The organism is Stenotrophomonas sp. GD03958, assembly GCF_029839005.1.
Taxonomy (GTDB): domain Bacteria; phylum Pseudomonadota; class Gammaproteobacteria; order Xanthomonadales; family Xanthomonadaceae; genus Stenotrophomonas; species Stenotrophomonas hibiscicola.
In genome coordinates this window covers 15,331-40,401 of record NZ_JAOBZT010000036.1, presented here as the reverse complement: position 1 = coordinate 40,401, position 25,071 = coordinate 15,331, and the positions used below count along the sequence as shown (strand labels likewise).

Below are 25,071 nucleotides of genomic sequence, written 5' to 3'. Positions count from 1 at the left end.
CCCACCCCGCCTTCGACACATTTCCGCGATCTGCGGTAGATCCACGCCATGCGTGGATGGGGAAACGATGACATGAGGAATTCACGCGGCACCGCTTGAAACCGCCTGCGAATGACGCCAGTCTGTGGCCATGCAGGACCGGATCACACTCCCCGACTGGGATGCACTGGCCGACCTCGAAGACGAGGCGCTGCCACTGTTGCCGACCGCGCTGCTGATCGCGCGCGATGAATACCCCGATCTGCAGCCGTCGACCTACGACGCGCTGATCCAGAGCCACGTCGACCACCTCCGCTCGGAAGTGGAGAGCATCGACAACAGTCCATTGAAGATGGCGGCGATCAACCGCCACCTGTTCGACGAGCTGGGCTACAGCGGCGACCACGACAAGTACTACGATCCGCGCAACAGCTATCTCAACCAGGTGTTCGAGCGGCGCCTGGGCAACCCGATCTCGCTGGCGCTGGTGCAGATGGAAGTGTCGCGACGGCTGGGGATCCCGCTCGACGGCGTGTCCTTCCCCGGCCATTTCCTGGTGCGCCTGCCGGTGGACGACGGCGTCCTGGTGATGGACCCGTTCAATGGTGGCCGCCCACTGGATGTGGACGAACTGCGCGAGCGGGCCAAATCACACCTGGGCGGGCAGATGCCCGATGACCAGGTGCTGGCGCAGATCCTCGACCCGGCGCCGGCGCGCGCGATCCTGATGCGCATGCTGCGTAACCTGCACGGCGTCTACGCCGAGGCCGGCGAATGGGACCGCGCTGCACGCAGTGCCGACCGCCTGCTGAAGCTGGCCCCGGAGCAGGACGACGCGCTGCGCGACCGCGGCCTGGCCTATCTGCAGCTCGATTATCTGGCCGGTGCCCGCCACGACCTGGGGCAGTACCTGAAGCGCAATCCCGAGGCCAGCGATGCGCAGTGGCTGCGCGAGAAGCTGATCGACCTCGGCGGGCCGGTGCCGCGGCTGCATTGAGGGTGCCGGCGTGTGGGCCGGCCCGCACCCAAGGCTAGGTCAATCGACCTCGACCATCTCAAAATCGGCCTTGGTGACCCCGCAGTCCGGGCAGGTCCAGGTCTCTGGAATGTCCTCCCAGCGCGTCCCCGGCGCGATGCCCTCCTCCGGCAGGCCCTCCGCTTCGCTGTACAGGAAGCCGCAGACCACGCACATCCAGGTGCGCAAGGTGGTGGGGGTGGCATCGCTCATCGGATAATCGGGGCTGGATTCACGGGCCGCCATTGTCCCATCGCGGTCCACTCACCGGTAGCCATCGATGACCTCTGCTTCCACGGCGCCCCGCGGCGTCTACCTGATCACCCCGGACGAACCCGATACCGCGCGCCTGCTGGCTCGTACCACGCCGCTGCTGGCCGCTGGTGCCACTTGGCTGCAGTACCGCCACAAAACCGCCAGCGACGCGCTGCGGCAGGAACAGGCGACGGCCCTGCAAGGCCTGTGCGCCGCCCACGGCGTGCCGCTGATCGTCAACGACGATCCGGTGCTGGCCAAGGCCGTGGGCGCGGCTGGCGTGCATCTGGGCGGCACCGACGGGGACATTCCCAGCGCGCGCGCGCTGCTCGGTGCCGAGGCCATCATCGGCGCCTCCTGCTACGACCAGCTGGCCAATGCAGAGAAGGCCGTGGCGGCCGGCGCCAGCTATGTGGCCTTCGGCGCCTTCTTCCCGACCACCACCAAGGTCACCAGCAGCCGCGCCCACACCGACCTGCTGCGGCAAAGCGCCGCACTCGGCGTGCCGCGGGTGGCGATCGGCGGCCTGACGCCGGACAATGTCGGTCCCATCATCGATGCCGGCGCCGATCTGGTGGCCGTGGTCAGCGGTATCTATGCCGCATCGGACCCGGTCGCGGCCCAGCGCGCCTATCTCGCCCAGTTCGCGTAATGCCCAGGAAAGCCCCATGAACCACGACCAGTCCCACGCCCTGTTCTCCCGTGCCCAGCAGCTGCTGCCGGGCGGCGTCAATTCGCCGGTACGTGCGTTCAAGTCGGTCGGCGGCGAGCCGTTCTTCGTTGAACGCGCCGATGGCGCCTACCTGTACGACGTCGATGGCAACCGCTACATCGACTACGTCGGTTCCTGGGGCCCGATGATCGTCGGCCACAACCACCCGGCCGTGCGCCAGGCGGTGAAGAAGGCGATCGACAACGGGCTGTCGTTCGGTGCGCCGTGCGCGGCCGAAGTGACGATGGCCGAGACCATCACCCGCTTGGTGCCATCGTGCGAGATGGTGCGCATGGTCAACTCCGGTACCGAGGCCACGCTGTCGGCGATCCGGCTGGCGCGTGGCGCCACCGGCCGCAACCGCATCGTCAAGTTCGAAGGCTGCTACCACGGCCACGGCGACTCGTTCCTGGTCAAGGCCGGCAGCGGCATGCTGACCTTGGGCGTGCCGACCTCGCCGGGCGTCCCGGCCGGGCTGAGCGAACTGACCCTGACCCTGCCCTACAACGACTTCGAAGCGGCCACCGCCCTGTTCGAACAGCAGGGTGGCGACATCGCCGGCCTGATCATCGAACCGGTGGTCGGCAACGCAAACTGCATTCCGCCGCGCGAGGGCTACCTGCAACACCTGCGTGCACTGTGCACGCAGCATGGCGCGCTGCTGATCTTCGACGAAGTGATGACCGGCTTCCGTGTTGCCCTTGGCGGTGCGCAGGCGCATTACGGCATCACCCCGGACCTGACCACTTTCGGCAAGATCATCGGCGGTGGCATGCCGGTGGGTGCCTACGGTGGTCGCCGCGAGCTGATGCAGCAGATCGCACCGGCCGGCCCGATCTACCAGGCCGGTACGCTGAGCGGCAATCCGGTGGCGATGGCCGCTGGCCTGGCGATGCTGGAGCTGGTCCAGCAGCCGGGTTTCCACGCCGACCTGGCCGAGCGCACCGCACGCCTGTGTGCGGGTCTGGAAGCGGCCGCCGCCGACGCCGGTGTGGCCGTGACCACCACCTGCGTGGGTGCGATGTTCGGGCTGTTCTTCACCAGCGAGAAGGTCGAGACCTATGCGCAGGCCACCGCCTGTGACATTCCGGCGTTCAACCGCTTCTTCCACGCGATGCTGGACCAGGGCGTGTTCCTGGCCCCGTCGGCGTACGAGGCCGGCTTCCTGTCCAGCGCCCACGACGATGCCGTGATCGAGGCGACGCTGGCCGCAGCACGCGTGGCGTTCAAGGCTGCCAAGGGCTGATCGCAGAAAAGGGGACGGAGGGGATTAAGTCGTTTGTGCACAAACGACTTAATCCCCTCCGTCCCCTTTTTTCATCCACGCATGGTGTGGATCTACTGGTAGAGCCACGCCATGCGTGGCTGCTCAACCGAAGACGAACTTGCCCTTCATCATCGCGAAGTGGCCGGGGAACGAGCAGAAGAAGGTGTAGTCACCGCCCTTCTGCAGGCCCTGGGTGGAGAAGCGCACGCGCGCGGTCTCGCCACCGCCGATCACCTTGGTGTGCGCCAGCACGCGCTTGTCGGCCTTTGGCAGGTAGCTGTCAGCCAGCGTCATGCGCATGCCCGCCATCGCCACCGGCTGGTAATCGGCAGTGCGGGTCAGCACCCAGTTGTGGCCCATCGCGGTAGCGGCCAGCTTGCCGGTGTGGCGCAGGGTCAGGTCCACGGCGGTGCAGTCGGCGGCGACCTTGATCTCGCGGCTGCTGAAGCTCATCTGGTCGGTGCTGTCGATGCTCACCGCACACACCCGCGCCATCGCCGACGGCGCCAGCATCAGCGCGCCCAATCCCACTGCCACCACCCAAGCCTTCATCGTTGCATCTCCTGCGGATTCGAGCGCCATTCTAGGCAGGCCTATGCCCGCCCGGCTGCGACCGTCTGTCGCATGGCAGCTCCAGGGTTTCCCGCGCACACATCGCAATGGCATGCTCGGCCGATGCGGATCGACCTGTTGCTGCTGGATGTGGATGGCGTACTGGTGCAGTACCAGCGCGCGCAGCGCGTGCTGCACCTGGCCCAAGCACTGCAGGTTCCGACGCAGACCGTGCAGGCCGCGTTGTATGACAGCGGCCTGGAAGCGGCACATGACAATGGCACGCTGGATGGTCCGGCCTATCTGGCGCGTCTGGGCGCGCTGCTGTGCAGGACGGTCGATCTGGCGACATGGACCGCCGCACGCCAGGCCGCCAGCCATCCGCAGTTCGCCGTGCTGCGGCGGCTGCAGGCGCTGAAGCTGCCGATGGCGGTGCTGACCAACAACGGCGCGCTGATGCAGCAGGCCTTGCCCGCCCTGCTGCCGGACCTGTTCCCGGCCCTGCGGGAGCGCGTGTTCTGCAGCGCCGATTTCGGCCTGCGCAAACCCGCACCGGAAGTATTCCTGCGCACGCTTGAGGTACTCGGCGTGGCGCCTTCGCACACGCTGTTCATTGATGACCTGTTCGCCAATGTGCGCGGCGCACGCGCTGCCGGCCTGCACGCGGAAACCGTGCGCGATGGCCGTGGATTGGGCAAGGTGTTGAAGCGCTATCGGGTCGCGTGACGTGCTGTAGAGCCGAGCCCATGCTCGGCTCCTGTTGCCTGACATCGCGATGAGCCGAGCGTACGCTCGGCTCTACCGATGCCTCGGCAGGCTTCAGCGCGCGGCAATGAACGCTGCAATCGCCGCGCGCAGGCGCTTCAGGCCTTCGGCCACTTCTTCGTCGGTGATGTTCAACGACGGCACGAAGCGCAGCACGTCCGGGCCGGCCTGCAGGGTCAGCAGGCCCTGCTCGGCGGCATGGTCGAGGATCGCCCCGGCCTGGCCGGCGAAGTCCTTGCCCAGCACCGCGCCCAGCATCAGGCCGCGGCCACGCACGTCGCAGAACACGCCGAATTCTTCGTTGATGCGCGCAAAGCCATCGCGCAGCGCCTTCGACTGGCGGCTGACATTGGCGGCGATCTCCGCCGAGGCCAGCTTTCGCAGCGCAACGCGTGCGACCGCGGCGGCCAGAGGGTTGCCACCGAAGGTGGTGCCGTGCGCACCGAACTGCATGGTTTCGGCCACCTTCGGGCCGGCCAGCATCGCACCGATCGGGAAGCCGCCACCCAGCGCCTTGGCCAGGGTGACCATGTCCGGCACCACCTCGTCCTGCCAGTGCGCGAACAGCGTGCCGGTGCGGCCCATGCCGGCCTGGATCTCGTCCAGCACCAGCAGCGCGTTGTGCTGGTCGCACAGTTCGCGCACGCGCTTGAGGAAGCCGGACTTGGCCGGCATCACGCCGCCCTCGCCCTGGATCGGCTCCAGCATCACCGCCGCCACGTCACCGGCGGCCATTGCGGTTTCCAGCTGCACCTCATCGTTGAAATCGATGTAGCGGAAGCCACCGGGCAGCGGCTCGTAGCCTTCCTGGTACTTCGGCTGGGCAGTAGCGGTCACTGCGCCCATGGTGCGACCGTGGAAGCTGCCGCGGAAGGTGATGATCACCCGCTTGTCGGCCGGGCGGCCCTGGCTGGAGGCCCACTTGCGGACCATCTTGATCGCCACTTCGTTGGCTTCGGCGCCGGAATTGCACAGGAACACGCGCTCGGCGAAGCGGCTGGCCTTGACCAGCTCCTCGGCCAAGTGCAGCGGCGGCGCGCTGTAGAACACGTTGCTGGTGTGCCAAAGCTTGCCGGCCTGCTCGACCAGCGCGGCCACCAGGTCCGGATCGTTGTGGCCGAGGCCACACACGGCGATGCCGGCGGCCAGATCGATGAACTCACGGCCCTGGCTGTCCCACACACGGGCGCCCTGGCCGCGCTCCAGTACCACCTGGCGGGGCTTGTAGACCGGCAGGTAGTAGTGCGAAAGGGAAATCAGCGGATCAGTCGCGGCGGTCATGGCAGTCGGCAGGGTTCAGGAATGCCCATTCTCGCGCCGGAACCCCTGCGGCACAATGCGCCCATGCGACCGTTTTCCGCTCCCCAGCTCAACCCCGCCACCGAGACCGGCTGGCGCCGTCGGTGGTTCGACATCATCTACCGCCATGACACCCGCCCTTCGCGCAATTTCGACCTGATCCTGGTGGTGGCGATCGTCGCCAGCATCCTGGTGGTGATGATCGACAGCGTGCAGCACCTGCATGCCGAATGGTCCACCGGCCTGTACATCCTGGAATGGGGCTTCACGATCATCTTCACCGCCGAGTACCTGCTGCGCCTGGCGGTTGTCAGGCGCCCGCTGCGTTACGCGGTGAGCATCTGGGGCATCATCGACCTGCTGTCGATCCTGCCCGCCTACCTGTCGATGTTCATCCCGGGTGCGCAGAGCCTGCTGGTGGTGCGCGCGCTGCGCATCCTGCGGGTGTTCCGCATCCTCAAGCTGACCCGCTACATCGAGGAAAGCGGCGTCCTGATGACGTCACTGTGGCGCAGCCGGCGCAAGGTGCTGGTGTTCCTGTTCACGGTGATCACCATCACCATCATCGCCGGTGCGCTGATGTACGTGATCGAGGGCCCCGAACACGGCTTCACCAACATCCCGGCCAGCATGTACTGGGCGGTGGTGACCATGGCCACGGTCGGCTTCGGTGACATCGTGCCGCAGACCGTGCTCGGCCGCTTCGTCACCTCAGTGCTGATCCTGATCGGCTACAGCATCATCGCCGTGCCCACCGGCATCTACACCGCCGAACTGGCCAGCACCATGCGCGAGGCCGAACTGGCCGCGCGCCGTGATGCCCGCGGCTGCCCGCATTGCGGGCTGGAGGGGCATGAACCGGATTCGCGGCACTGCCGCAAGTGCGGTGGGATCCTTCCCGAAACGTTCAACAGCTGAGGCCAGCATGCCCAGGTGCGTGGACCATGGTCCGGGGAATGGGATCAGGGAAGGCGGCCGCTTGCCGCAGCCAGGTCACCATAGGCATCGTTCAGTCGCGACAGGGCGCCAGGGGACGCATACACCCTGGGCCGCATACCAGGCAACAGCACCGCCGGATCCTGCTCGACAATCGGCTGGCCCTTTTCCAATCGCTCGACACGATGCCAGGCTTCACTGACCAAGGTGTCGGCGGAAAGCTCGAACAGGCGCCACGCCGCCACATCTTTGCCGATGCCACTGCTCTGCGCTTGCTGGAGCATGGTCTGATACTGCTGCAGTTGGTTGCGTGCAGCTACCAGGTCTGGCGTCGGCCCCCGCAGCGAGCGCACCAGATCACGGCCTTCACCCACGAAACGTAGTGCGTAGTAGTCCGTGGACCTTCCCTGATATCCCTCCATCCTCGCCAGCAACTCAGCGCGGTAGGCAAGGTCGTGCTGATGCAGGGCAGCATCCAGCACTTCGTTCGCTGCAAAGTACCTCGCGTAAGCCTGCATCAGGGCAGCGTGCTGGCGGCGCATGCCCGCGCCGCCGTCACGACGGAATTCTTCACGACGATAATAACGATCAACAGGCTCAGCGACGGCCTGCAAGGCCAGCAGCGCCTGATGGTACTGCCGGGCTGCCGCGTCGAAGGTGACGGGGGGCTGCCGCTCCAATGCCTCCGTCACCGCGTTGCCACAGTCGTACTCGACGTCATTGGCACTCCAGCCCGGTCCACGCGGGGCTGTCTCCGTTCCCGTCGGACCCGCGTCAGCGTCCTTCATCCAGCTTGTATATCGTTCAAATCCCCCCCGAACGCTCAGTTCCATCGCATCTCGGCACTTTGCATAGGCGCTGGCTTTGCGTTCGCGCAAGCCAGAGCCAGAGCCAGACCCGACTCCCGCATCGCTGCAGGCCGACAGCAGCAGACAAAGGACGGGAAACACCAGCAGACGGCGACAAGCGGCGGAATGACTCATACGGGACATCCATGTTGTACAGGGGAGAGACAGTACGGCACCAGCGTTGTCCTGACGAGGGCTTCCCCGTTTCAGGAACCAGCTCAATCCAGGAACAGATCCGGCAACAGCGCGCGCGACGGGTCCACCGCATAGCCGGACAGATCGGTGATACCCGCCTGTGCCAGCACGTCATCGTCGATCAGGAACTGGCCATGGAAGCCGGCCGCTTCGCGCACCAGCACCGCGTGTGCGGCATCGGCCATGATCTGTGGCGTGCGGCAGCCAGCCGCATCCACGCCCGGAATCATGTTGATCGCATCGGTGGCGATGACGGTGCGCGGCCACAGCGCATTCACCGCCACGCCCTGCGGGCCGAATTCCGCGGCCAGGCCCAGGGTGACGAAGCTCATGCCCATCTTCGCCAGCGTGTAGCCGGTATGTGCGCCCCACCACTTCGGCTCCAGGCTCGGCGGCGGCGCCAGGGTCAGGATGTGCGGGTTCGGCGCCTGCAGCAGGTACGGCAGGCAGGCCTGCGCGCACAGGAAGCTGCCGCGCGAATTGACCTGCTGCATCAGGTCGAAACGCTTCATCGGCGTATCCAGCGTGCCGCGCAACCAGATCGCGCTGGCGTTGTTGATCAGGATGTCGATGCCACCGAAGGTGTCGACCGTGGCCGCCACCGCCGCCTGCACCTGCTCTTCCTCCCGGATGTCGCACTTCAGCGCCAGGCCCTGCCCGCCTGCAGCCGTCACCGCTTCGGCGGCGGTGTGGATGGTGCCCGGCAGCTTCGGATTCGGCACCGACGACTTGGCCGCGATCGCCACGTTGGCCCCGTCGCGCGCGGCGCGCAGTGCGATGGCCAGGCCGATGCCACGCGAGGCACCGGTGATGAAAAGCGTTTTGCCCTGCAGACTGCCCACGTTCCGCACTCCAGCGTATGCAATGAGCCGCTAGTATGCCGCGCCGACGCGGAGTTCACCCGCCCTTGACGATACTCGGGCCTCCAGACAACGCACGAGGTACACGCCATGCGCCGTTCCCGCCTGTTGCTGCCTGCCTTGGGGCTTGCCCTGCTGACTGCCTGCCAGGGCCGTTCGCCGGAACCCGGCAAGGAGCCACCCGCCGGTGACACGCCCAGCGCGGAGAAGGCCGCCGCCGACGGCAAGATGCGCTGGAGCGAGGCGGTGGTCTGGGATGGCGACCTCAACGCCTGCCGCCAGGGCGAGAACGCGGTCACCCGGGATTGCCTTCGCGACGCGATGCGCGCCGGTGGCGCCAGTGCCGAGGCCATCACCGCCGCCGAGCAGTTGTCCACCGGCGGTGAGTTGGCCTATGTGACCGCGTGGCACGAGAACGAAGGACTGGGCATTGCCACGGTCGAGTATCCGTTCCGCGCCAACACCAATGAAGGTACCCGCCTGGTCGATGCCAGCGGCAAGCGCATCGATGTGGATGCCGTGCAGTTGGACGACACCTTGCGTGCCGACCCAACTGTGCAGGAACTGCTGAAGGCCAACCCGCAAGCCACGCCGTTCGCACCGGCGCAGTCGGCCGGCGCCTCGCCGTTGGAGAATGGTGGCATCCGCCTGCTGTACCGCACGCCGCTGCGCGACTGCCACGCCTGCCCGGATGTCGGGCAGTTGCAGATCGCCTACGACTTCGACGCCAAGCGCAACTTCATCGGCCAGCAGGTCGTGCCGGCGACGCGGTAACCCGGAAACGCCGCGTCTCGCCGGGCATGGCCCGGCGAGCGCAGTGTCGAATCACCGGTATGCCTGCACCTGCTTCTTCAGCAGATGCGGCACGATCAACCGGTGCACCGGCGCAACCGGCAGCATGTACGCGCGCCCGAAGGCGTTATGCGTATGCACCACGGTCGCCACTTCCAGCACGTCGCCCTGCCACTGCAGCGCCAGCTGCACGCGAAGATGGCGGTCGTCGTCTTCCAGCACGATGGCATCGTCATCCATCGACTGCAGGGTGAAGATGCCGAGCCGCTGGCCGGGTTGAGGATCTTCAACAACCTGCACTGCACGCAACGAACCCAGATGCTTCATGCCCAGCAGGCGCATGCCGTGGTTGCGCAGCGCCATCAGCCCATCGAACCAGCCGGGAATGGTCGCGGCCATGTCGCGGTAGGCCTGCAGGGCCGAGCGCCCATCGCGACGGGTCGTCGCCTGGCAGGCGTGCACGAAATCGGCGCCAGCCAGCTGTGGGTGCAAGACGCTGCCCACACTCGGCGGGCTGGTCAACACCTGCACACGGCTCACGGCTTTGGCCCCTGCCCTTCGTTGTCTTCCCAATGCAGGATGCGGCGGGTGACGAAGCGGTAGACCGGCTTGCCGGTAGCAAACCACAGTTCGCGCACCCACGAGGTGCGCTTGAGCAACCGCTTCTCCACCGGCGTAAGCGATTCACGGCAGTACATGCGCTTGTGCTTGAGCAGGTGGCGCAGGTCCTCGCGCGCCAGCAGCCGCATCCAGCGCGAGCGCGGGTTGCCGATCACCGCCAGCTGGAAGTCGATCAGCGCCGGCCGTCCATCTTCAGTGACCAGCCAGTTGGCCTCCTTGGCCAGATCGTTGTGGGCCACGCCGTTGCGATGCAGCTGCTGCAGCAGCCGGCGCGCGGAACGGAACCAGGCCAGGTCGCCGCGCGGTGGGCGCTGGTACATGGCGTCGCCGGCCATGAAGCTGCGATCCAGGTGATGGCCATTCCAGGCCAGCAGCTGCGGCACATCGGCCATGCCGTGAATGTGCTGCAGCGCGCGGGCCTCGCGGCGGGCCAGCCACCATGCAGGCAGCCGCAACCACAGCGGCGTGGCACCAAGATCACGGCGCACAAAGGGACCATCGGGCCCATTCACAAGGAGGATCCGGCCGAAGCTGTCGGCCTTCAAAGCATGCGGTTGAGCGTCGGGCGTATGCGGCATGGGCCCATTCTAGGCGATGGCACTGGTTGCAAACGGTCACCAAGCGGCTGGGAACCAGTCACCTTCACGCCCCTATAATCGGGCAATGGACTCTTCATGGATCGACGCCACGCTCGCGTGGATTGCCGCTCACCCCGTGCTGGCGGGCGCCGTTATCTTCCTCATCGCCTTCTGCGATGCGGTCATCATTCTTGGCGCCATCGTGCCGGCGCTGCCACTGCTGTTCGCGGTGGGCGTGTTCATTGGCCTGGGCCAGATCTCCGGGCCGTACGCGGTGGCGGCTGCGGCATTGGGTGCGTTTGCCGGCGATGGCATCAGTTACTGGATCGGCCGCCGCTGGGGCGACCGCCTGCGCGGCGTGTGGCCGTTCAGCCGTTACCCGCAGCTGCTCGACCGCGGCGAAAACCTGTTCCGCCGCAATGCCTTCAAGAGCATCCTGGTGGCACGCTACGTCGGCGCGATCCGGCCATTCGTGCCCGCCATCGCAGGCATGATGAAGATGCCAGCCAGCCGCTATGTACAGGCCAGTGGTATCGCCAGCATTTCATGGGCGGTCCTGTTCCTGGCCCCCGGCTGGATTCTTGGCGAGGCCTATGACGCGGTGGCCGCGGTGGCCGGTCGGCTGGTGGTGGTGGTCGGCCTGCTGGCGGTGATCCTCGGCCTGGTCTGGGCCATCGTGCTGTACGGCTACCGCTGGTCGGCCGCGCGCATGGACAACTGGTTGGCACGCCTGCTGGACTGGTCCAACCGCCACCCCACGCTGGGCCGCTATACCGTCGGCGTGCTTGATCCCAAGCGCCGTGAATCGGTGCCGCTGGCGATGCTGGCGTTGATGCTGCTGGTACTGGGCTGGGGCTGGTTCGCATTGTTGACCGTGGTGGTCGCGCACGGCGAGCCGCTGGCGATCGACCTGCTGGTGCACCAGGCCATGCTGGCGCTGCGTAACCCGCTGGCCGATTACCCGATGGCCGCGCTGGCGTCGCTGGGCGCCTGGCAGGTCCTGCTGCCGGCCACCGCTGCAGCGATGGGCTACCTGATCTGGCGCCGGCGCTGGATGGCGGCCGCACATTGGCTGGCCGCCCTCGCCTTCGGCCTGGCGCTGACCATGCTGCTGGGTGCCACCGTGGATGTGGTGCGCCCGGTCGACGCCAGCAGCGGCTTCGGCTTCCCTTCGGTGTCGGTGACCATGGCCACCATCACCTTCGGCTTCTTCGCGGTGCTGATCGCCCGCGAGATGCCCGGCCGTACCCGCGTCTGGCCGTACCTGGTGTCGGGCATCGTGGTCAGCCTGATCGGCTTCTCGCGCCTGTACCTGGGTGCGCATTGGCTGAGCGACGTGATCGGCGGCATGCTGTTCGGCACGTTCTGGCTGCTGGTGCTGGGCATCGCCTACCGCCGCCGCTTCAACCGCTCGTTCTGGGTGAAACCGGTGGCCTGGCTGTTCTATGGCGTGTTCGCCGTGGCGGCGATGTGGTACGCGCCGCGCCACATCCCGGTGAAGCTGGAACGCTTCGAGCCGACCCTGCCGGCCCCGCAGGCAATGGACACGCAGGCCTGGTGGCAGCACGACTGGGCCACGCTGCCGGCGCGCCGCAACGAGTTCGACGACGACCAGCGCTGGCCGCTGGACGTGCAGGTGGCCGGTCCGTTGGCACCGCTGCAGGCGCAACTGGAAGCGCGCGGCTGGAAGCGACAGGAGCAGGCCGGCTGGCAGCAGGCGCTGCTGATGCTGGACAAGAACACCGGCGCCGATGACCTGCCGGTGCTGCCGGCGACGCTGGACACCCGCGTGGAAGCGCTGTTGATGGTGCGCCAGGGTGCACATCGCGATGAGCGCTACGTACTGCGCCTGTGGCCAGCCCCTGCACAGTTGCAGCCGGGCAATACGCCACTGTGGCTGGGCAGTGCGCAGACCCTGCGCTACCAGCGCCATTTCGAATGGATCGGCATGTGGCATCCACTGCGCGGCGTCGACCCGGCATTGAACGCGGTGAAGGACGCCGTGCAGGACCTGCCGCAGCGCGAGGATGTGCACAGCGAAACCGGGTTGCCGGTGCTGCGGCTGAAGACCACCACGCCCTGACCGGTACCGGCGCGCAGCCACCCACTGTAGAGCCGAGCCCATGCTCGGCTGCCTTCGCGGGATCCATCAAGCCGAGCATACGCTCGGCTCTACAGTAGATCCACGCCATGCGTGGATGCGGGTTCCAGTAGATCCACGCCATGCGTGGATGGCATTCCCCGCATACCCCAGCGTGTGCACCAGGGCGCACACCACCCGGGGCAGGCTGCTACGGCATCCAGCCCAGCAACTGCTGCAAACGCTGGTGCGGGTCGTCCAGCTGCAGCAGCTGCAACCGCTGCTGCTCGCTCAGCGGCAGCAGTTCGGCCAGCCGCCAGCCGACCCAGCTGGCCTGGTCCAGCAGCGCTGGGTTGGCCGGCGCATAGGCCTCGCCGGCCTGTTCGATGATGTGCCCCAGCACCGTGGCCAGCAGGGCATGCTGCGGCCGCAGTTCGTCGTCTGGGTCTTCATCGCACCAGCGCACGTCGGCTACCACCAGCCCGTTGTCACGCACGCGCGTGCGCTCGACATGGAAACGGCGGGTGCCGCGCAGGCGCAACTGCAGCACGCCGTCGGCGCCGACATCGAAGTCTTCGATGCGTACCTGCACGCCATACGCGGCCGGCGTTGCCGGGGCTCCCACTTCCTGGCCGTCGAGGATCAGGCAGACACCAAAGCCCTCACCACTGCGGCCGCTGTCGCGCACCAGATCCAGGTAGCGCCGTTCGAACACGCGCAGGCCCACCGCCGCACCTGGCACCAGCGTGGTGTGCAGCGGAAACAGCGGCAGCGAACCGTCGACGCTCATCGGGCCTGCAGCGCGGCAAGGAAGCGGCGCGGTGCGCCGTCGAAGCCACCGTTGGACATGAACACCACGTGGTCACCCCTGCGCGCGCTGGCCTGCAATTGCGCCAGCAGCGCGTCGGTATCGGGCACCGCGTGCGCTTCGCCACGCACTGCGGCGATCACCGCAGCAGCATCCCAGGCCAGTTCCGGGCGATGCAGGAACACCACTTCATCGGCCAGCGCCAGCGAGGGGGCCAGCGCCTGCGCGTGTGCGCCCAGCCGCATCGAATTGCTGCGCGGCTCCATCGCGACCACGATGCGCGCATCGCCCACCTTGGCGCGCAGCCCTTCCAGCGTGGTGGCGATTGCGGTCGGGTGGTGGGCGAAATCGTCGTAGACGGTGATGCCCTCGTGGCTGCCGATCACTTCCATGCGGCGCTTGACGCTGCGGAAGCGCGCCAGCGCCGGGATCACCTCGGCCGGCGCAACACCCACCGCATGTGCGGCTGCCAGCGCCGCCAGGCCGTTGAGCACGTTGTGGCGGCCCAGCAACGACCACTGCACATCACCCAGTGCCTGCCCGCGGTGGTGCACGCGGAACGCGCTGCCATCGGCAGCCAGCAGTTCGGCATGCCATTCCAGCGACGGATCGAATCCGAAACGCTCGACCGGGGTCCAGCAGCCCATCGCCAGCACTTCGGCCAGATGCGGATCCTCGCCATTGACGATCAGTCGGCCACGCGCCGGCACCGTGCGCACCAGGTGATGGAACTGGCGCTGGATCGCGGCCACGTCCGGGAAGATGTCGGCGTGGTCGTATTCAAGGTTGTTGAGGATGGCCACCAGCGGCCGGTAGTGCACGAACTTGCTGCGCTTGTCGAAGAAGGCGGTGTCGTACTCGTCGGCCTCGACCACGAACTCGCGGCCCTGGCCCAGGCGGGCGGAGACGCCGAAATCCTCGGCCACGCCGCCGATCAGGAAACCGGGAGAACGACCGGCGCTTTCCAGCAGCCAGGTGAGGATGGTGGTGGTGGTGGTCTTGCCGTGGGTGCCGGCCACGGCCAGCGTATCGCGGCCCGGCAGCACCTGCTCGGACAGCCACTGCGCACCGGAGATATAGCGCTGGCCGGCGTCGAGCACGGCCTCAACGGCGGCATTGCCGCGTGAGAGTGCGTTGCCGATCACCACGTCGTCGGTGCCCGGTGGCACGCTGTCGGCGCGGTAGCCCTGGTCCAAGGTGATACCCAGCTGCTCGAGCTGGGTGGACATCGGCGGATAGATGGCCTGGTCACTGCCGCTGACCGTATGGCCCAGTTCCCGCGCCAGGGCGGCCACGCCGCCCATGAAGGTGCCGGCAATTGCAAGGATATGTACGCTGCTCATGACCGAGGATTGTGACCGATGACGGGTGTATAGGGCCAATGTCCGCTCTTTGGTAAGACAAGTCCTACACAGGATGTGAGGAAACTCCAATCATCTGTCAGGGAAATCCCGATAGCGATGTTCTGTGAACCCGGACACAATTCGAACTGCCAGCCGCAGTACCCGAACCGGTCCTACTCCCCAAGAGGCCATCCCCAAGGGAGCTCATGCTGCGGGGCCCTGAGCAAGCCCTCTGCTGGCGCCTATCAAACGGCACAGGCCTGATCCTCACGGACCAGGCCTGTGTTTTTTCTGCGCCCGTGCGGCCGGCAGCACGCCGGCCCCGCCGGGTCAGGCGTTGATCGCCGCCAGGATGCGGGCTTCGATCTCGTCCAGCTCACCGACGCCGTCAACCCGGGCCAGGGTGCCGCGGCCAGCGTAGAAGTCCACCACCGGGGCGGTCTGCTCGTTGTAGACCTGCAGGCGCTGGCGCACCGCTTCCGGGTTGTCATCGGCGCGGCCCTGCTCCTTGGCGCGGCCGGCGATGCGGTCCACCAGCAGTTCGGTGGGCACGTCCAGCTGCACCACCGCGTCCAGCGGCTGGCCGATCTTGGCCAGCAGGCCGTCCATCGCATTGGCCTGGGCCACATTGCGCGGGTAGCCATCGAGGATGAAGCCCTTGGCGACATCGGCCTGGGTCAGGCGCGACTCGAGCATGCCCAGCAGGATGTCATCCGACACCAGGTTGCCGGCGTCCATCACCGTCTTGGCCTGCTTCCCCAGTTCCGTGCCCGCGGCGATTTCCGCGCGCAGCATGTCACCGGTCGAAATGTGGGCGATCCCCAGCTTTTCCTTCAGGCGCGTCGCCTGTGTCCCCTTGCCCGAACCGGGCGGTCCCAACAGAACCAATCGCATTGACCTGACTCCAACGTGTTGAAAACAAAGAAGGTTCGCGTCCCGGACGGACCGGTATCGCTGCACCGCAATAGCGCCACTTTACCGCATCCGGGTAATGTCCCTGCAATGTCCTTTCCCCCGAGCAGGTAGACGCATGCGCAACGGTACCCTCCTCTACGCCCAGTCCGGCGGTGTTACTGCGGTCATCAACGCCACGGCGGCGGCGGTGATCGAGCAGGCCCGGGCCAAGGGCATCAAGGTCCTGGCCGCCCGCAACGGCATCCTCGGTGCCCTGCGCGAGGAACTGATCGACACCAGCAGGGAGAGCGCGGCCGCGATCCGCTCGCTGGCCCATACCCCGGGCGGCGCCTTCGGCTCGTGCCGGGTCAAGCTGAAATCGCTGGACGCCGACCGCGCCCGCTACGACCGCCTGCTGGAGGTGCTGCGCGCGCACGACGTGCGCTGGTTCCTCTACAACGGCGGCAACGACTCGGCCGACACCGCGCTGAAGGTTTCGCATCTGGCCAAGGCCTCCGGCTACGACCTGACCTGCATCGGCGTGCCCAAGACCATCGACAACGACCTGGCAGTGACCGACACCTGCCCCGGTTTCGGCTCGGCGGCCAAGTACACCGCCGTCTCGGTGCGCGAAGCGGCGCTGGACGTGGCGGCGATGGCCGAGACCTCCACCCGCGTTTTCATCTACGAGGCCATGGGCCGCCACGCCGGCTGGCTGGCCGCGGCCGCCGGCTTGGCCGGCAACGGCGATGACGAGGCGCCGCACATCATCCTGCTGCCCGAACGCGCCTATGACGAGGCGGCGTTCCTGGCCAAGGTCAAGGCCGTGGTCGAGCGCGTCGGCTACTGCGTGGTGGTGGCGTCGGAAGGCATCGCCACCGCCGATGGCCGCTTTGTTGCCGACGCCGGCGGCGGCAAGGATTCATTCGGGCACGCGCAGCTGGGCGGCGTGGCCGCGCACCTGGCTGGCCGGGTCAAGGACCAGCTGGGCCTGAAGGTCCATTGGGCGCTGCCGGATTACCTGCAGCGCTCGGCCCGCCACCTGGCCAGCAGGACCGACTGGGAGCAGGCGCAGGCGGTCGGCAAGGCCGCGGTGCAGCTGGCGCTGAAGGGCCAGAACGGGGTGATGCCGGTGATCGTGCGCAGCAGCGACGCACCGTACCGCTGGAAGATCGAAGCGGCGCCGCTGTCGAAGATTGCCAACCATGAAAAGAAGATGCCCGCCGGCTTCATCCGCCGCGACGGCTTCGGCATCACCGCCAAGGCGCGCGCCTACCTGTCGCCGCTGATCAAGGGCGAAGCGCCGCTTCCGTATGGCACCGATGGCCTGCCGAAGTACGTCACCCTGAAGAACGTGGCGGTGAAGCAGAAGCTGCCGGCCTTCGAAGGCTGAGGTGCACCTGCGCCCTGTGCGGAGCACAGGGCGCATTGCGGAGACCACCGAAGCGCCCCACAATCGGGCTCCGGCCCGGGGCAAAGGGGCCGCCGCAAGCCAGATTCGACGCTGCCCGGCCACGTGGCCCGGGCCTGTGCTGCCATTTCACAAGGACTGTAACCATGAAGCACCCGATCCTGACCGCCGCGCTGCTGTGCGGTGCTGCCGCACCCGCCTTCGCTGCGACCTGCGAAAGCAACTTCCAGAAGAAGGGCAACCCCTTCGTCGGCACGACCTTCACTTCATCGGTCACCCATCCGGACCTGACCGTGGCCAGTGCCATCGGCCAGATGCGGGTGATCGCCAAGAACGCCAACATGGACGTCCTCAGCGAGGACGTGGAAGGCGGCTCGATGCTGATCGAAGAGCCGGAATCGTTGGCCCACAAGCCGATCCCGATGATCATCAGTGCCACCTCCGAAGGCGGCCAGGGTACCGTCGGCATGGTGGTGAAGGTCAACAAGGGCGCCATTGCCTCGGCCGATGGCGTGCGCGAAGAAATGTGCAAGCTGCTCAACCAGGTCAAGCCGGGCAAGGCTGGCGAACAGGCGGCCAAGGCCACTCCGCAGGCGTCGGTGGTAACGATCGCCGCCGACCGCTTTGGCTTCCAGCTGCGCAACCAGAACAAGGACAACCCGGCCTCGATCGAGCCGCGCTACAAGGGCAAGACCTACGCCATCACCGGTCGCATCACCACCGTGCTGCGCAGTGGCGGCACCTACAACACCAGCTTCGACCTGCCCAGCGATGGCAGCATCGACTTTGAGCGCGTGGCCATTTCCTGCTCGTTCGCAGCCAACCAGGCCGCGTATGCGCTGGCCCTGCGCCCGCGCGAGAAAGTGACGCTGACCGGCGTGGTCGACAGCTATGACCAGGTGGGACGTGTGTTGTGGCTGAAGGACTGCCGCGGCAACTGATTGCTGCAGCATGGGGAAAATGCCCGGGTGCGCAGGCGCCCGGGCCTTTTCCTTTCCACAGCGGTTCACGCCTGGCGCACGAGCATCGCAGGATGATGGACGCCCCGCCTGGAGATCATCATGGCCTTGCGTGTTGTTCGACTGGGAACGCCACGCCAACCCGGCGAGGGGCTGCGTATCGGTACCGTGCGGCGCCCGCCGCGCGGCGTGCCGCGCAGCGAGTTCGCCCGGCAGGACTGGTACGACGTCTGGTTCCCGACCCTGTCACCCAGCGCGGCACTGGTGAAGCAGGCGCACGAGGCGAAAACGGCCGCCGACTGGAACGCGTTCTTCCGCCACTACAAGGCTGAGATGAAGTCCCCGGATGCGGCCCACGCGCTGGACCTGCTGGCTGCGATGTCGCAGCACAGCGACCTCAGCGTGGGGTGCTACTGCGAGGATGAGGCGCACTGCCACCGCAAGGCGCTTCGCGAGCTGCTGGTGGCGCGCGGGGCGACGCTGGCGGATTGATTGCAGGGTCGCCGGCCAACGGCCGGATCTATCCGGTGCCGTGCCCGATGGCCTCAGTAGATCCACGCCATGCGTGGATTCGCACTACCGAACGTCCTCAATTACAGGCCTTGCCTTCCATCTGCAACTGCGCGGCAAACATCGTCACCTGCGGAATCTGGCCGGCAGCCGCCTGCTTCTTCGCCTCTTCCAGATAGATGCGCGACTGGCCCTGCCCATCCAGCTCGACCTTGTTGCTCGACGGCAGGCGCCACACCCGCACCACTGCCTGTTGGGCCGGGCACGCCGCGCTCGGCACGCGGATCACATCGTTGAGCTTCCAGCCCTTGTCGGCACTCGGCTGTGCCTTGGTGTAATCGACGAAGCGCGCGCGTGGCTGGCACTGTTCGCTGGTACGCACGGCGGAGAAGCGGTAGGGCGCGGCGGCGTCGCCGGTGAACGCACCTTCCAGCCGCGCGCAGGCCTCGGGGATCTGGCGCAACGTATGCACCGCACCCACCGCCTGGGGCACGCCCACGGCACGCTGCAGTTCCGGGGTTTCCGCGGCGAATGCCGGCACGGCCGGGACCAGGGCGGCAAGCATCAACAGGGACAGGCGCATGTGGGATCTCCTACGGGACTGTGCGCAGGCTTGCAGAGACTGGCTTAACGGGGCGCAAAGGCCTGATGGCTCTCGAATCGTGCCCATGGCCCGGCGGCAGGGCCCGCGCGCATGGCGATGCGTTCCGTCTTGAGGGCGCCCACAGGATCACGAGGTGCGGCTCGTAGAGGCCAGTCGAGCATGGCTCGACTCTACAAGTGGCGGCACGCATACTGAGGGGACCAGGGAATGCTGAACACCGCCATACGTCGGACGACCGCCAAGGTCGGTACGGGTTGGTTCCAGGCTGCAGCCCGTCGTCCCCCTCGTGGTGCCGTTCATCGCCACTGGATGCCTACATCCATTCTGCGGAGGGGTCTAATGCTGGAACGTCACGGGCTTTCATTGGCGCTGGGCTGCGCCATTCTCGCGATCCTGTTCGGAATCGTCTCGGCGCGCTGGATCCTGCGCCAACCCACCGGCAATGAGCGCATGGTCGCGATCGCCACCGCGATCCAGGAAGGTGCGCGTGCCTACCTCAACCGCCAGTACCTGACCATCGGCATCGCCGGCGTGGTGCTGTTCGTGCTGGTCGGTGTGTTCCTCAGCTGGTACACCGCGATCGGCTTCGCGGTCGGCGCGGTGCTGTCCGGTGCCGCCGGCTACATCGGCATGAACGTGTCGGTACGCGCCAACGTGCGCACCGCCGAGGCCGCACGCCATGGCATCAGTGCGGCGATGGACGTCGCCTTCCGCGGCGGTGCGATCACCGGCATGCTGGTGGTCGGCCTGGGCCTGCTGGGTGTGGCCGGCTATTACGCACTGCTGCTGCGGATGGGCCTGCCGATGGAACAGGCGCTGCACGCGCTGGTCGGTCTGGCGTTCGGTTCGTCGCTGATCTCGATCTTCGCGCGTCTGGGCGGCGGCATCTTCACCAAGGGCGCCGACGTCGGCGCCGATCTGGTCGGCAAGGTGGAAGCCGGCATTCCCGAGGATGACCCGCGCAACCCGGCGGTGATCGCCGACAACGTCGGTGACAACGTCGGCGACTGCGCCGGCATGGCCGCCGACCTGTTCGAGACCTATGCGGTCACCGTCATCGCAACGATGCTGCTGGGCAGCCTGATGCTGGCCGAGGCGGGCGCCAATGCCGTGCTGTATCCGCTGGTGCTGGGCGGTGTGTCGATCATCGCCTCGATCATCGGTGCGCTGTTCGTCAAGGTGAAGCCTGGCGGCTCGATCATGGGCGCGCTGTACAAGGGCGTGATCGTCTCCGGCGTTCTGGCCGCGATCGCGTTCTACCCGATCACCACCGGGCTGATGAGTGACAACGTACATGGACCGATGCCACTGTACGGCTGCGCGTTGATCGGCCTGGTCCTGACCGGGCTGATCGTGTGGATCACTGAGTACTACACCGGCACTCAGTACAAGCCGGTGCAGCACGTGGCGCAGGCCTCGACCACCGGGCACGGCACCAACATCATCGCCGGCCTCGGCATCTCGATGAAGTCCACTGCACTGCCGGTGGTGGCGGTGTGTGCTGCGATCTGGGGTGCGTTCGCGCTGGGTGGCCTGTATGGCATCGCCATCGCCGCCACCGCGATGCTGTCGATGGCTGGCATGATCGTCGCGCTCGATGCCTACGGACCGATCACCGACAACGCCGGCGGCATCGCCGAAATGGCCGAGCTGCCCTCGGAGATCCGCGACATCACCGATCCACTGGATGCGGTGGGCAATACCACCAAGGCAGTGACCAAGGGCTATGCGATCGGCTCGGCTGCACTGGCCGCACTGGTGCTGTTCGCCGACTACACCCACAACCTGCAGGCCGCCAACCCCGGCCAGGAATTCCGCTTCGATCTCAGCGACCACACGGTGATCATCGGCCTGCTGATCGGCGGCCTGATCCCCTACCTGTTCGGTGCGATGGCGATGGAAGCGGTCGGCCGCGCGGCGGGGGCAGTGGTGGAAGAGGTGCGGCGCCAGTTCCGCGAGATCCCCGGCATCATGCAGGGCACCGGCAAGCCGCAGTACGACAAGGCGGTGGACATGCTGACCCGCTCGGCGATCCGCGAAATGATCGTGCCCTCGCTGCTGCCGGTGGTGGTGCCGGTGGTGGTCGGCCTGCTGCTGGGGCCGCGCGCACTCGGCGGTCTGCTGATCGGCACCATCGTGACCGGCCTGTTCGTGGCCATCTCGATGACCACCGGCGGCGGCGCCTGGGACAACGCCAAGAAGTACATCGAGGATGGCCACTTCGGCGGCAAGGGCAGCGAAGCGCACAAGGCTGCGGTGACCGGCGATACCGTCGGTGACCCGTACAAGGACACCGCTGGCCCGGCGATCAATCCGCTGATCAAGATCATCAACATCGTGGCGCTGCTGCTGGTGCCTCTGTTGTAGATCCACGCCATGCATGAACCCGTAGCGTCGAGCAGGCTCGACGCTACGGCCGCGACCGCCTCATCCATCGGATGACAAGCAGCACCACGACGACCATCCAGCAGGCATAGATCGGCCGGTCCCAGCCATCGAAGAGGCTGAGCGGGCTGCCGATGAAAGCGAGCGAAGCCAGCCACGCACACAGTGCGCCGGGCAGCCACGCGCCACGCCACATGCAGAAGGCGGCGAACACCAGCAAGGGCGAGGCGAAGATGATCGCCGGCGTGAACGGTGCCAGCGAAAGCACGGCCACGCATGCAGCCAGCAACACGCTGCACCAGGCCAGCACCCGTAACGTCCGTGTCGTCATGCCAATCTCCGCGCGTCCATTGACGGTCGTGCGCGAGCATAACGCCTGCGCGCTGCCTTGAATTCCGGCTTGGGTCAGAGCCCTGTCCTACGGAAAGGGATCCGACCCCGATGGCGGTCAGCGCCCGCGCAGGAAGAATGACACCGGCACCATCACCTGCACCGGGTCGCCAGCCACCTCGGCCGGCGGCGCCGGGACCGGGCTGGCCCGCTGCACGGTGTCCAGCGTCTCCTGGTCGAGCAACGCGAAGCCGCTGCTGCGGCCCAGCAGCACCGCCGAAACCACACCGTCGCGGGCCACGGCAAAGCGCACGTAGACCACGCCCTGCTGGCGCAGCCGCTCGGCCTGGCGTGGATAGCGCCGGTGCTTCTGCAGGTGCGCGAGCAGGCGTCCTTCCCAGGTCGCCTCGGCGCGACTGCGCTCGCCGGCGGTGGTCTGCGGTGCGGTGTAGCGTGCGGCCACATCGGCTGCCACCTGCGGCGGTGCGCTGGTCTGCGCGACATTGGTCTCGGCGGTTTCCGGCGCGGGCGTCGGCTCCGGCGTACGCGGCGGTGGCAAATCACCCTGCGGCTGCATCGGCGCCTTCGGTTGCTCACGCAGCGCCGGCTTCGGCGCTTGCCGCTGCTGTTGCTGCTGCAGGGGGCCCGTCGCCACTTCACGCGGGGGCACGGATGGCGCCCGCGCCATCGGCGCCAACTCCAGCGTCAACGCCACGGGCGACGCTACCGCAGCCACCACCGGTGCACGCATCGCCCGCCAGCAGGCCACGCCGATCAGCAGCGCGTGCACCAGCAGCACGATCGCCAGGCTGGTCGCCCAGCGCCGCAGTCCACTCATCGCGCACCCTGCTCAACGCCGACCAGCGCCACCTTCAGGTAGCCGGCCGCACGCAGCGCATCCAGCGTGGCCATGAGTTCGCCGTAGGGCACGCGGGTATCGGCACGCAGGAAGATGCGCTGCGCGGTGTCGCCGTGGGTGGCCGCCTGCAATGCAGCGGCCAGCCCGTCACGCGCCACCGCCTGCTCGCCCACGCGCAGCGACAGATCGGCCTGCACGGTCACATACACCGGCGCCTGTTCGGGCGGCGTGGCACTGGCGCTGCTGGCCGGCAGCTGCACCGGCACTGATACGGTGGCCAGCGGTGCGGCTACCATGAAGATGATCAGCAGCACCAGCATTACGTCGATGAAGGGCGTGACGTTGATCTCGTGTGCTTCTTCCGGTGCGTCGTCGCGGTCGGACGCGGTCCTGATCGCCATCGTCGCGCCTCAGTGCACCGCGCGCAGCGGTGCCGCTGCGGTACGCGGCACGGCACGATCAAGATCGCGCGAAACCAGCTGCTGCACGGCCGCCGACAGATCGCCGAGCAGGCCCCGCAGGCCGGCCAGCACGCGGCTGAAATGGTTGTAGACCAGTACCGCGGGAATCGCCGCGACCAGGCCAAGTGCGGTCGCCAGCAGGGCCTCGGCGATGCCGGGCGCAACCACCGCCAGGTTGGTGGTGTTGCTGTGTGCGATGCCGATGAAACTGTTCATGATGCCCCACACCGTGCCGAACAGGCCGACGAAGGGCGCCACCGCGCCGATGCTGGCGAGCACACCGATGCCGCGCCGCTGCACGCGCGCGGTCTCCAGTTCGATGCGGTCCAGGCGCGAGGCGATGCGTTCCTTGATGCCGTCGCGACTATCCAGATCCTGCGACAGGCGCAGTTCGGTGCGGGCGGCGTGCAGCATGGCGAGTGCGGTGCCCTGCTGCAGACTTGCCTCTTCGCTCTGCGGCGGCAGCTGTGCGGACTGCAGCAACAGCGCGCGCGCCGCGCGCAGCTGCCGGGCCTGGCGGGTCAGCTCCCAGCCCTTGGCCAGCAGCACGGTCCAGGTGGACAGCGACGCCAGTGCCAGCGCGATCATCACGGCCTTCACCACCTCGTCGGCGGCCAGGTACATGCCCCACGGGGTCAATGCAGGGGCGGCCACGGGGGCCAGGTCAGCAGGCAGCATCATCTCGGCTTCCATCAGCATCAGGGGTCGCTGCGCGACTACGGGCCGCGCGCGGATCAATGGCGTCGTCCACTTCCACGATCGGATGGGGCTCCAGCCGGGGGGCCGGTCGGCTCAGCACGTGGCCGGCGCTGACCGCGAAGAACAGGCCCACGCCCAACAGCAGGCGCCAGGACGGATGCGCGCCCCAGCAGAACAGGGCAAAGCCCAGCGCCATGCCGGCACTGGCAAACGCCTTGCCCTTGCGCGATACCGCGCCCTGCTCGCGCCACAACCGCAGCGACGGGCCGTAGCGCGGATGCGCCAACAGGCGCTGCTCGAACTTCGGCGAGCTGCGCGCGAAGCAGCCCACGGCCAGGATCAGGAAGATGGTGGTCGGCATCACCGGCAGCAACGCGCCGATCACCCCGAGCCCGACCATCAGCCAGCCCAGCGCGAACCAGAGCCAGCGCATCAGCGCTGCACCTGTGGGCGCACGCCGTGCATCAGGCGAATTCCACTTCGACGTGGCCGTGCACGCTGCGGAACGCGGCGTCGGCCGCATCGATTACCTGCTGCTCCTGCTCGACACTCAGCGGTACCGCGTCCAGCGCCGCGGTGAACTCACGCCAGTGGCGCGCCGCGCCATCCGGATGCGCGGCCAGGTGGCGGGCGCCAAAATCACGGTCCAGGCCGAGCCTGGCAGCCATCTTGTACAGAATGGTGCCGCCCAGGTTGGAGCCTTCAGCCACGTACAGCCACCCCAACGCGGCGGGCAGTTCCAGATCGGACGGCAACGCCGCGATGTCAGCCCCGGGCAGGGTCTGCTCCAGGTCCTGCAGGTCGCGCGCGACCTGGGTCAGGCGGCGGCGCTCGCCCAGGTCCGGCAGCAGTGCGTCCAGCGCAGGGTTGGCATACAGCGCATCGATGCTGCGGTGGAAGCGATACTGCACGCGCAGGAAACGGGCGAAATTGCTGCGGTCGGCGAAGATGTCGCCGGCCATGATGCGCTTGTCCAGGGCACCGTGGCTGTCGCGGGTGGCGGCCTTGAGCCGCAGGCTGCGGCTTTCTTCAGGGGCGATGTGTGCGTTCATGG

General features: G+C 67.3%; 28 protein-coding genes. 11 read left to right on the top strand and 17 right to left on the bottom strand.

Translation table 11 applies throughout. The features are described 5' to 3' along the window. Positions 1–130: 130 nt before the first annotated feature. Positions 131–976 carry a SirB1 family protein gene (locus N5C25_RS12090; RefSeq protein WP_262214241.1) on the top strand — a complete coding sequence of 282 codons (846 nt, stop codon included), beginning with the start codon at positions 131–133 and terminating at the stop codon, positions 974–976. A 39-nt stretch (positions 977–1,015) separates the two neighbouring features. Here the strand turns inward: N5C25_RS12090 and N5C25_RS12085 are convergent, their stop codons facing one another. After that, positions 1,016–1,240 (bottom strand): rubredoxin, encoded by a 225-nt coding sequence (locus N5C25_RS12085; protein ID WP_014038358.1) that lies wholly within the window; start codon positions 1,238–1,240, stop codon positions 1,016–1,018. Between the two features lie 34 nt (positions 1,241–1,274). Between N5C25_RS12085 and thiE the strand changes: the two genes are divergently transcribed. Together thiE and hemL are read left to right on the top strand one after the other, a co-directional pair. After that, the gene (thiE, locus tag N5C25_RS12080) at positions 1,275–1,901 is read left to right on the top strand and encodes a thiamine phosphate synthase (RefSeq protein WP_279936993.1); all 627 of its coding nucleotides are present in this window, start codon (positions 1,275–1,277) and stop codon (positions 1,899–1,901) included. Between the two features lie 16 nt (positions 1,902–1,917). Further along, a complete protein-coding gene (gene hemL, locus N5C25_RS12075; RefSeq protein WP_251103442.1) occupies positions 1,918–3,207 on the top strand; it encodes a glutamate-1-semialdehyde 2,1-aminomutase in 1,290 nt (429 codons plus the stop codon). A 123-nt stretch (positions 3,208–3,330) separates the two neighbouring features. Here the strand turns inward: hemL and azu are convergent, their stop codons facing one another. Next, positions 3,331–3,780, bottom strand: coding sequence for an azurin (azu, locus tag N5C25_RS12070; protein WP_058983474.1), 450 nt, complete (start codon positions 3,778–3,780; stop codon positions 3,331–3,333). Between the two features lie 123 nt (positions 3,781–3,903). Here azu and N5C25_RS12065 point away from each other — a divergent pair, with 123 nt between their 5' ends. Beyond that, complete coding sequence (locus tag N5C25_RS12065) at positions 3,904–4,506, top strand: HAD-IA family hydrolase (RefSeq protein ID WP_058983476.1); 603 nt, start codon at positions 3,904–3,906, stop codon at positions 4,504–4,506. A 93-nt stretch (positions 4,507–4,599) separates the two neighbouring features. On the opposite strand, the gene N5C25_RS12060 is transcribed toward N5C25_RS12065, so the two are convergent. Further along, positions 4,600–5,826: an acetylornithine transaminase gene (locus N5C25_RS12060; RefSeq protein WP_262214235.1), complete on the bottom strand. Its 1,227-nt coding sequence runs from the start codon at positions 5,824–5,826 to the stop codon at positions 4,600–4,602. A gap of 63 nt (positions 5,827–5,889) precedes the next feature. On the opposite strand from N5C25_RS12060, the gene N5C25_RS12055 reads away from it, so the two are divergent. Continuing rightward, positions 5,890–6,762, top strand: a complete 873-nt coding sequence (locus N5C25_RS12055) for an ion transporter (RefSeq protein WP_171952683.1) — start codon at positions 5,890–5,892, stop codon at positions 6,760–6,762. A gap of 44 nt (positions 6,763–6,806) precedes the next feature. Here the strand turns inward: N5C25_RS12055 and N5C25_RS12050 are convergent, their stop codons facing one another. Together N5C25_RS12050 and N5C25_RS12045 are read right to left on the bottom strand one after the other, a co-directional pair. Continuing rightward, the gene (locus N5C25_RS12050) at positions 6,807–7,763 is read right to left on the bottom strand and encodes a DUF3829 domain-containing protein (protein ID WP_171952682.1); all 957 of its coding nucleotides are present in this window, start codon (positions 7,761–7,763) and stop codon (positions 6,807–6,809) included. A gap of 83 nt (positions 7,764–7,846) precedes the next feature. Next, positions 7,847–8,665, bottom strand: a complete 819-nt coding sequence (locus N5C25_RS12045) for an NAD(P)-dependent oxidoreductase (RefSeq protein WP_058983483.1) — start codon at positions 8,663–8,665, stop codon at positions 7,847–7,849. Between the two features lie 108 nt (positions 8,666–8,773). On the opposite strand from N5C25_RS12045, the gene N5C25_RS12040 reads away from it, so the two are divergent. Beyond that, entirely contained in the window at positions 8,774–9,457 is a 684-nt protein-coding gene (locus N5C25_RS12040; protein WP_058983485.1) for a hypothetical protein, read from the top strand. A gap of 51 nt (positions 9,458–9,508) precedes the next feature. On the opposite strand, the gene N5C25_RS12035 is transcribed toward N5C25_RS12040, so the two are convergent. Together N5C25_RS12035 and N5C25_RS12030 are read right to left on the bottom strand one after the other, a co-directional pair. Continuing rightward, a complete protein-coding gene (locus N5C25_RS12035) occupies positions 9,509–10,015 on the bottom strand; it encodes a DUF2867 domain-containing protein (RefSeq protein ID WP_058983486.1) in 507 nt (168 codons plus the stop codon). Then, on the bottom strand, positions 10,012–10,674 hold the full coding sequence (locus N5C25_RS12030; RefSeq protein ID WP_058983488.1) for a serine/threonine-protein kinase: 663 nt from the start codon (positions 10,672–10,674) through the stop codon (positions 10,012–10,014). Before N5C25_RS12030 ends, N5C25_RS12035 begins: the two co-directional genes overlap by 4 nt. Before the next feature lie 85 nt (positions 10,675–10,759). Here N5C25_RS12030 and N5C25_RS12025 point away from each other — a divergent pair, with 85 nt between their 5' ends. Continuing rightward, on the top strand, positions 10,760–12,757 hold the full coding sequence (locus N5C25_RS12025) for a bifunctional DedA family/phosphatase PAP2 family protein (protein WP_279936992.1): 1,998 nt from the start codon (positions 10,760–10,762) through the stop codon (positions 12,755–12,757). A 208-nt stretch (positions 12,758–12,965) separates the two neighbouring features. Here the strand turns inward: N5C25_RS12025 and N5C25_RS12020 are convergent, their stop codons facing one another. From N5C25_RS12020 to N5C25_RS12010, 3 genes are all read right to left on the bottom strand, one after another. Beyond that, positions 12,966–13,544 (bottom strand): LON peptidase substrate-binding domain-containing protein, encoded by a 579-nt coding sequence (locus N5C25_RS12020; protein ID WP_021203629.1) that lies wholly within the window; start codon positions 13,542–13,544, stop codon positions 12,966–12,968. After that, positions 13,541–14,905 carry a UDP-N-acetylmuramate:L-alanyl-gamma-D-glutamyl-meso-diaminopimelate ligase gene (gene mpl, locus N5C25_RS12015; RefSeq protein ID WP_058983493.1) on the bottom strand — a complete coding sequence of 455 codons (1,365 nt, stop codon included), beginning with the start codon at positions 14,903–14,905 and terminating at the stop codon, positions 13,541–13,543. The genes N5C25_RS12020 and mpl overlap by 4 nt, the downstream gene beginning before the upstream one ends. A gap of 330 nt (positions 14,906–15,235) precedes the next feature. Beyond that, a complete protein-coding gene (locus N5C25_RS12010; RefSeq protein WP_019662016.1) occupies positions 15,236–15,799 on the bottom strand; it encodes an adenylate kinase in 564 nt (187 codons plus the stop codon). Between the two features lie 136 nt (positions 15,800–15,935). Between N5C25_RS12010 and N5C25_RS12005 the strand changes: the two genes are divergently transcribed. From N5C25_RS12005 to N5C25_RS11995, 3 genes are all read left to right on the top strand, one after another. Beyond that, entirely contained in the window at positions 15,936–17,192 is a 1,257-nt protein-coding gene (locus tag N5C25_RS12005; protein WP_251102303.1) for a 6-phosphofructokinase, read from the top strand. A 164-nt stretch (positions 17,193–17,356) separates the two neighbouring features. Continuing rightward, positions 17,357–18,151 (top strand): hypothetical protein, encoded by a 795-nt coding sequence (locus N5C25_RS12000; protein ID WP_262214224.1) that lies wholly within the window; start codon positions 17,357–17,359, stop codon positions 18,149–18,151. A 120-nt stretch (positions 18,152–18,271) separates the two neighbouring features. Continuing rightward, entirely contained in the window at positions 18,272–18,661 is a 390-nt protein-coding gene (locus tag N5C25_RS11995; RefSeq protein ID WP_058983499.1) for a DUF488 family protein, read from the top strand. A 97-nt stretch (positions 18,662–18,758) separates the two neighbouring features. On the opposite strand, the gene N5C25_RS11990 is transcribed toward N5C25_RS11995, so the two are convergent. Next, positions 18,759–19,262 (bottom strand): hypothetical protein, encoded by a 504-nt coding sequence (locus N5C25_RS11990; protein ID WP_058983500.1) that lies wholly within the window; start codon positions 19,260–19,262, stop codon positions 18,759–18,761. A 360-nt stretch (positions 19,263–19,622) separates the two neighbouring features. Between N5C25_RS11990 and N5C25_RS11985 the strand changes: the two genes are divergently transcribed. After that, entirely contained in the window at positions 19,623–21,650 is a 2,028-nt protein-coding gene (locus N5C25_RS11985) for a sodium-translocating pyrophosphatase (protein ID WP_019662021.1), read from the top strand. A gap of 43 nt (positions 21,651–21,693) precedes the next feature. On the opposite strand, the gene N5C25_RS11980 is transcribed toward N5C25_RS11985, so the two are convergent. The 6 genes from N5C25_RS11980 to N5C25_RS11955 form a co-directional block, all read right to left on the bottom strand. Then, a complete protein-coding gene (locus N5C25_RS11980; protein ID WP_251102306.1) occupies positions 21,694–21,999 on the bottom strand; it encodes a hypothetical protein in 306 nt (101 codons plus the stop codon). A 117-nt stretch (positions 22,000–22,116) separates the two neighbouring features. Beyond that, entirely contained in the window at positions 22,117–22,836 is a 720-nt protein-coding gene (locus N5C25_RS11975; protein ID WP_251102307.1) for an energy transducer TonB, read from the bottom strand. Next, positions 22,833–23,258, bottom strand: a complete 426-nt coding sequence (gene exbD / locus N5C25_RS11970) for a TonB system transport protein ExbD (RefSeq protein ID WP_024957123.1) — start codon at positions 23,256–23,258, stop codon at positions 22,833–22,835. The genes N5C25_RS11975 and exbD overlap by 4 nt, the downstream gene beginning before the upstream one ends. 9 nt (positions 23,259–23,267) lie before the next feature. Beyond that, positions 23,268–23,996 carry a tonB-system energizer ExbB gene (exbB, locus tag N5C25_RS11965; RefSeq protein ID WP_251102339.1) on the bottom strand — a complete coding sequence of 243 codons (729 nt, stop codon included), beginning with the start codon at positions 23,994–23,996 and terminating at the stop codon, positions 23,268–23,270. Beyond that, the gene (locus tag N5C25_RS11960) at positions 23,983–24,450 is read right to left on the bottom strand and encodes a YbaN family protein (protein WP_279936991.1); all 468 of its coding nucleotides are present in this window, start codon (positions 24,448–24,450) and stop codon (positions 23,983–23,985) included. The genes exbB and N5C25_RS11960 overlap by 14 nt, the downstream gene beginning before the upstream one ends. Before the next feature lie 31 nt (positions 24,451–24,481). Continuing rightward, positions 24,482–25,069: a biliverdin-producing heme oxygenase gene (locus tag N5C25_RS11955; RefSeq protein ID WP_019662027.1), complete on the bottom strand. Its 588-nt coding sequence runs from the start codon at positions 25,067–25,069 to the stop codon at positions 24,482–24,484. Positions 25,070–25,071 lie beyond the last annotated feature (2 nt).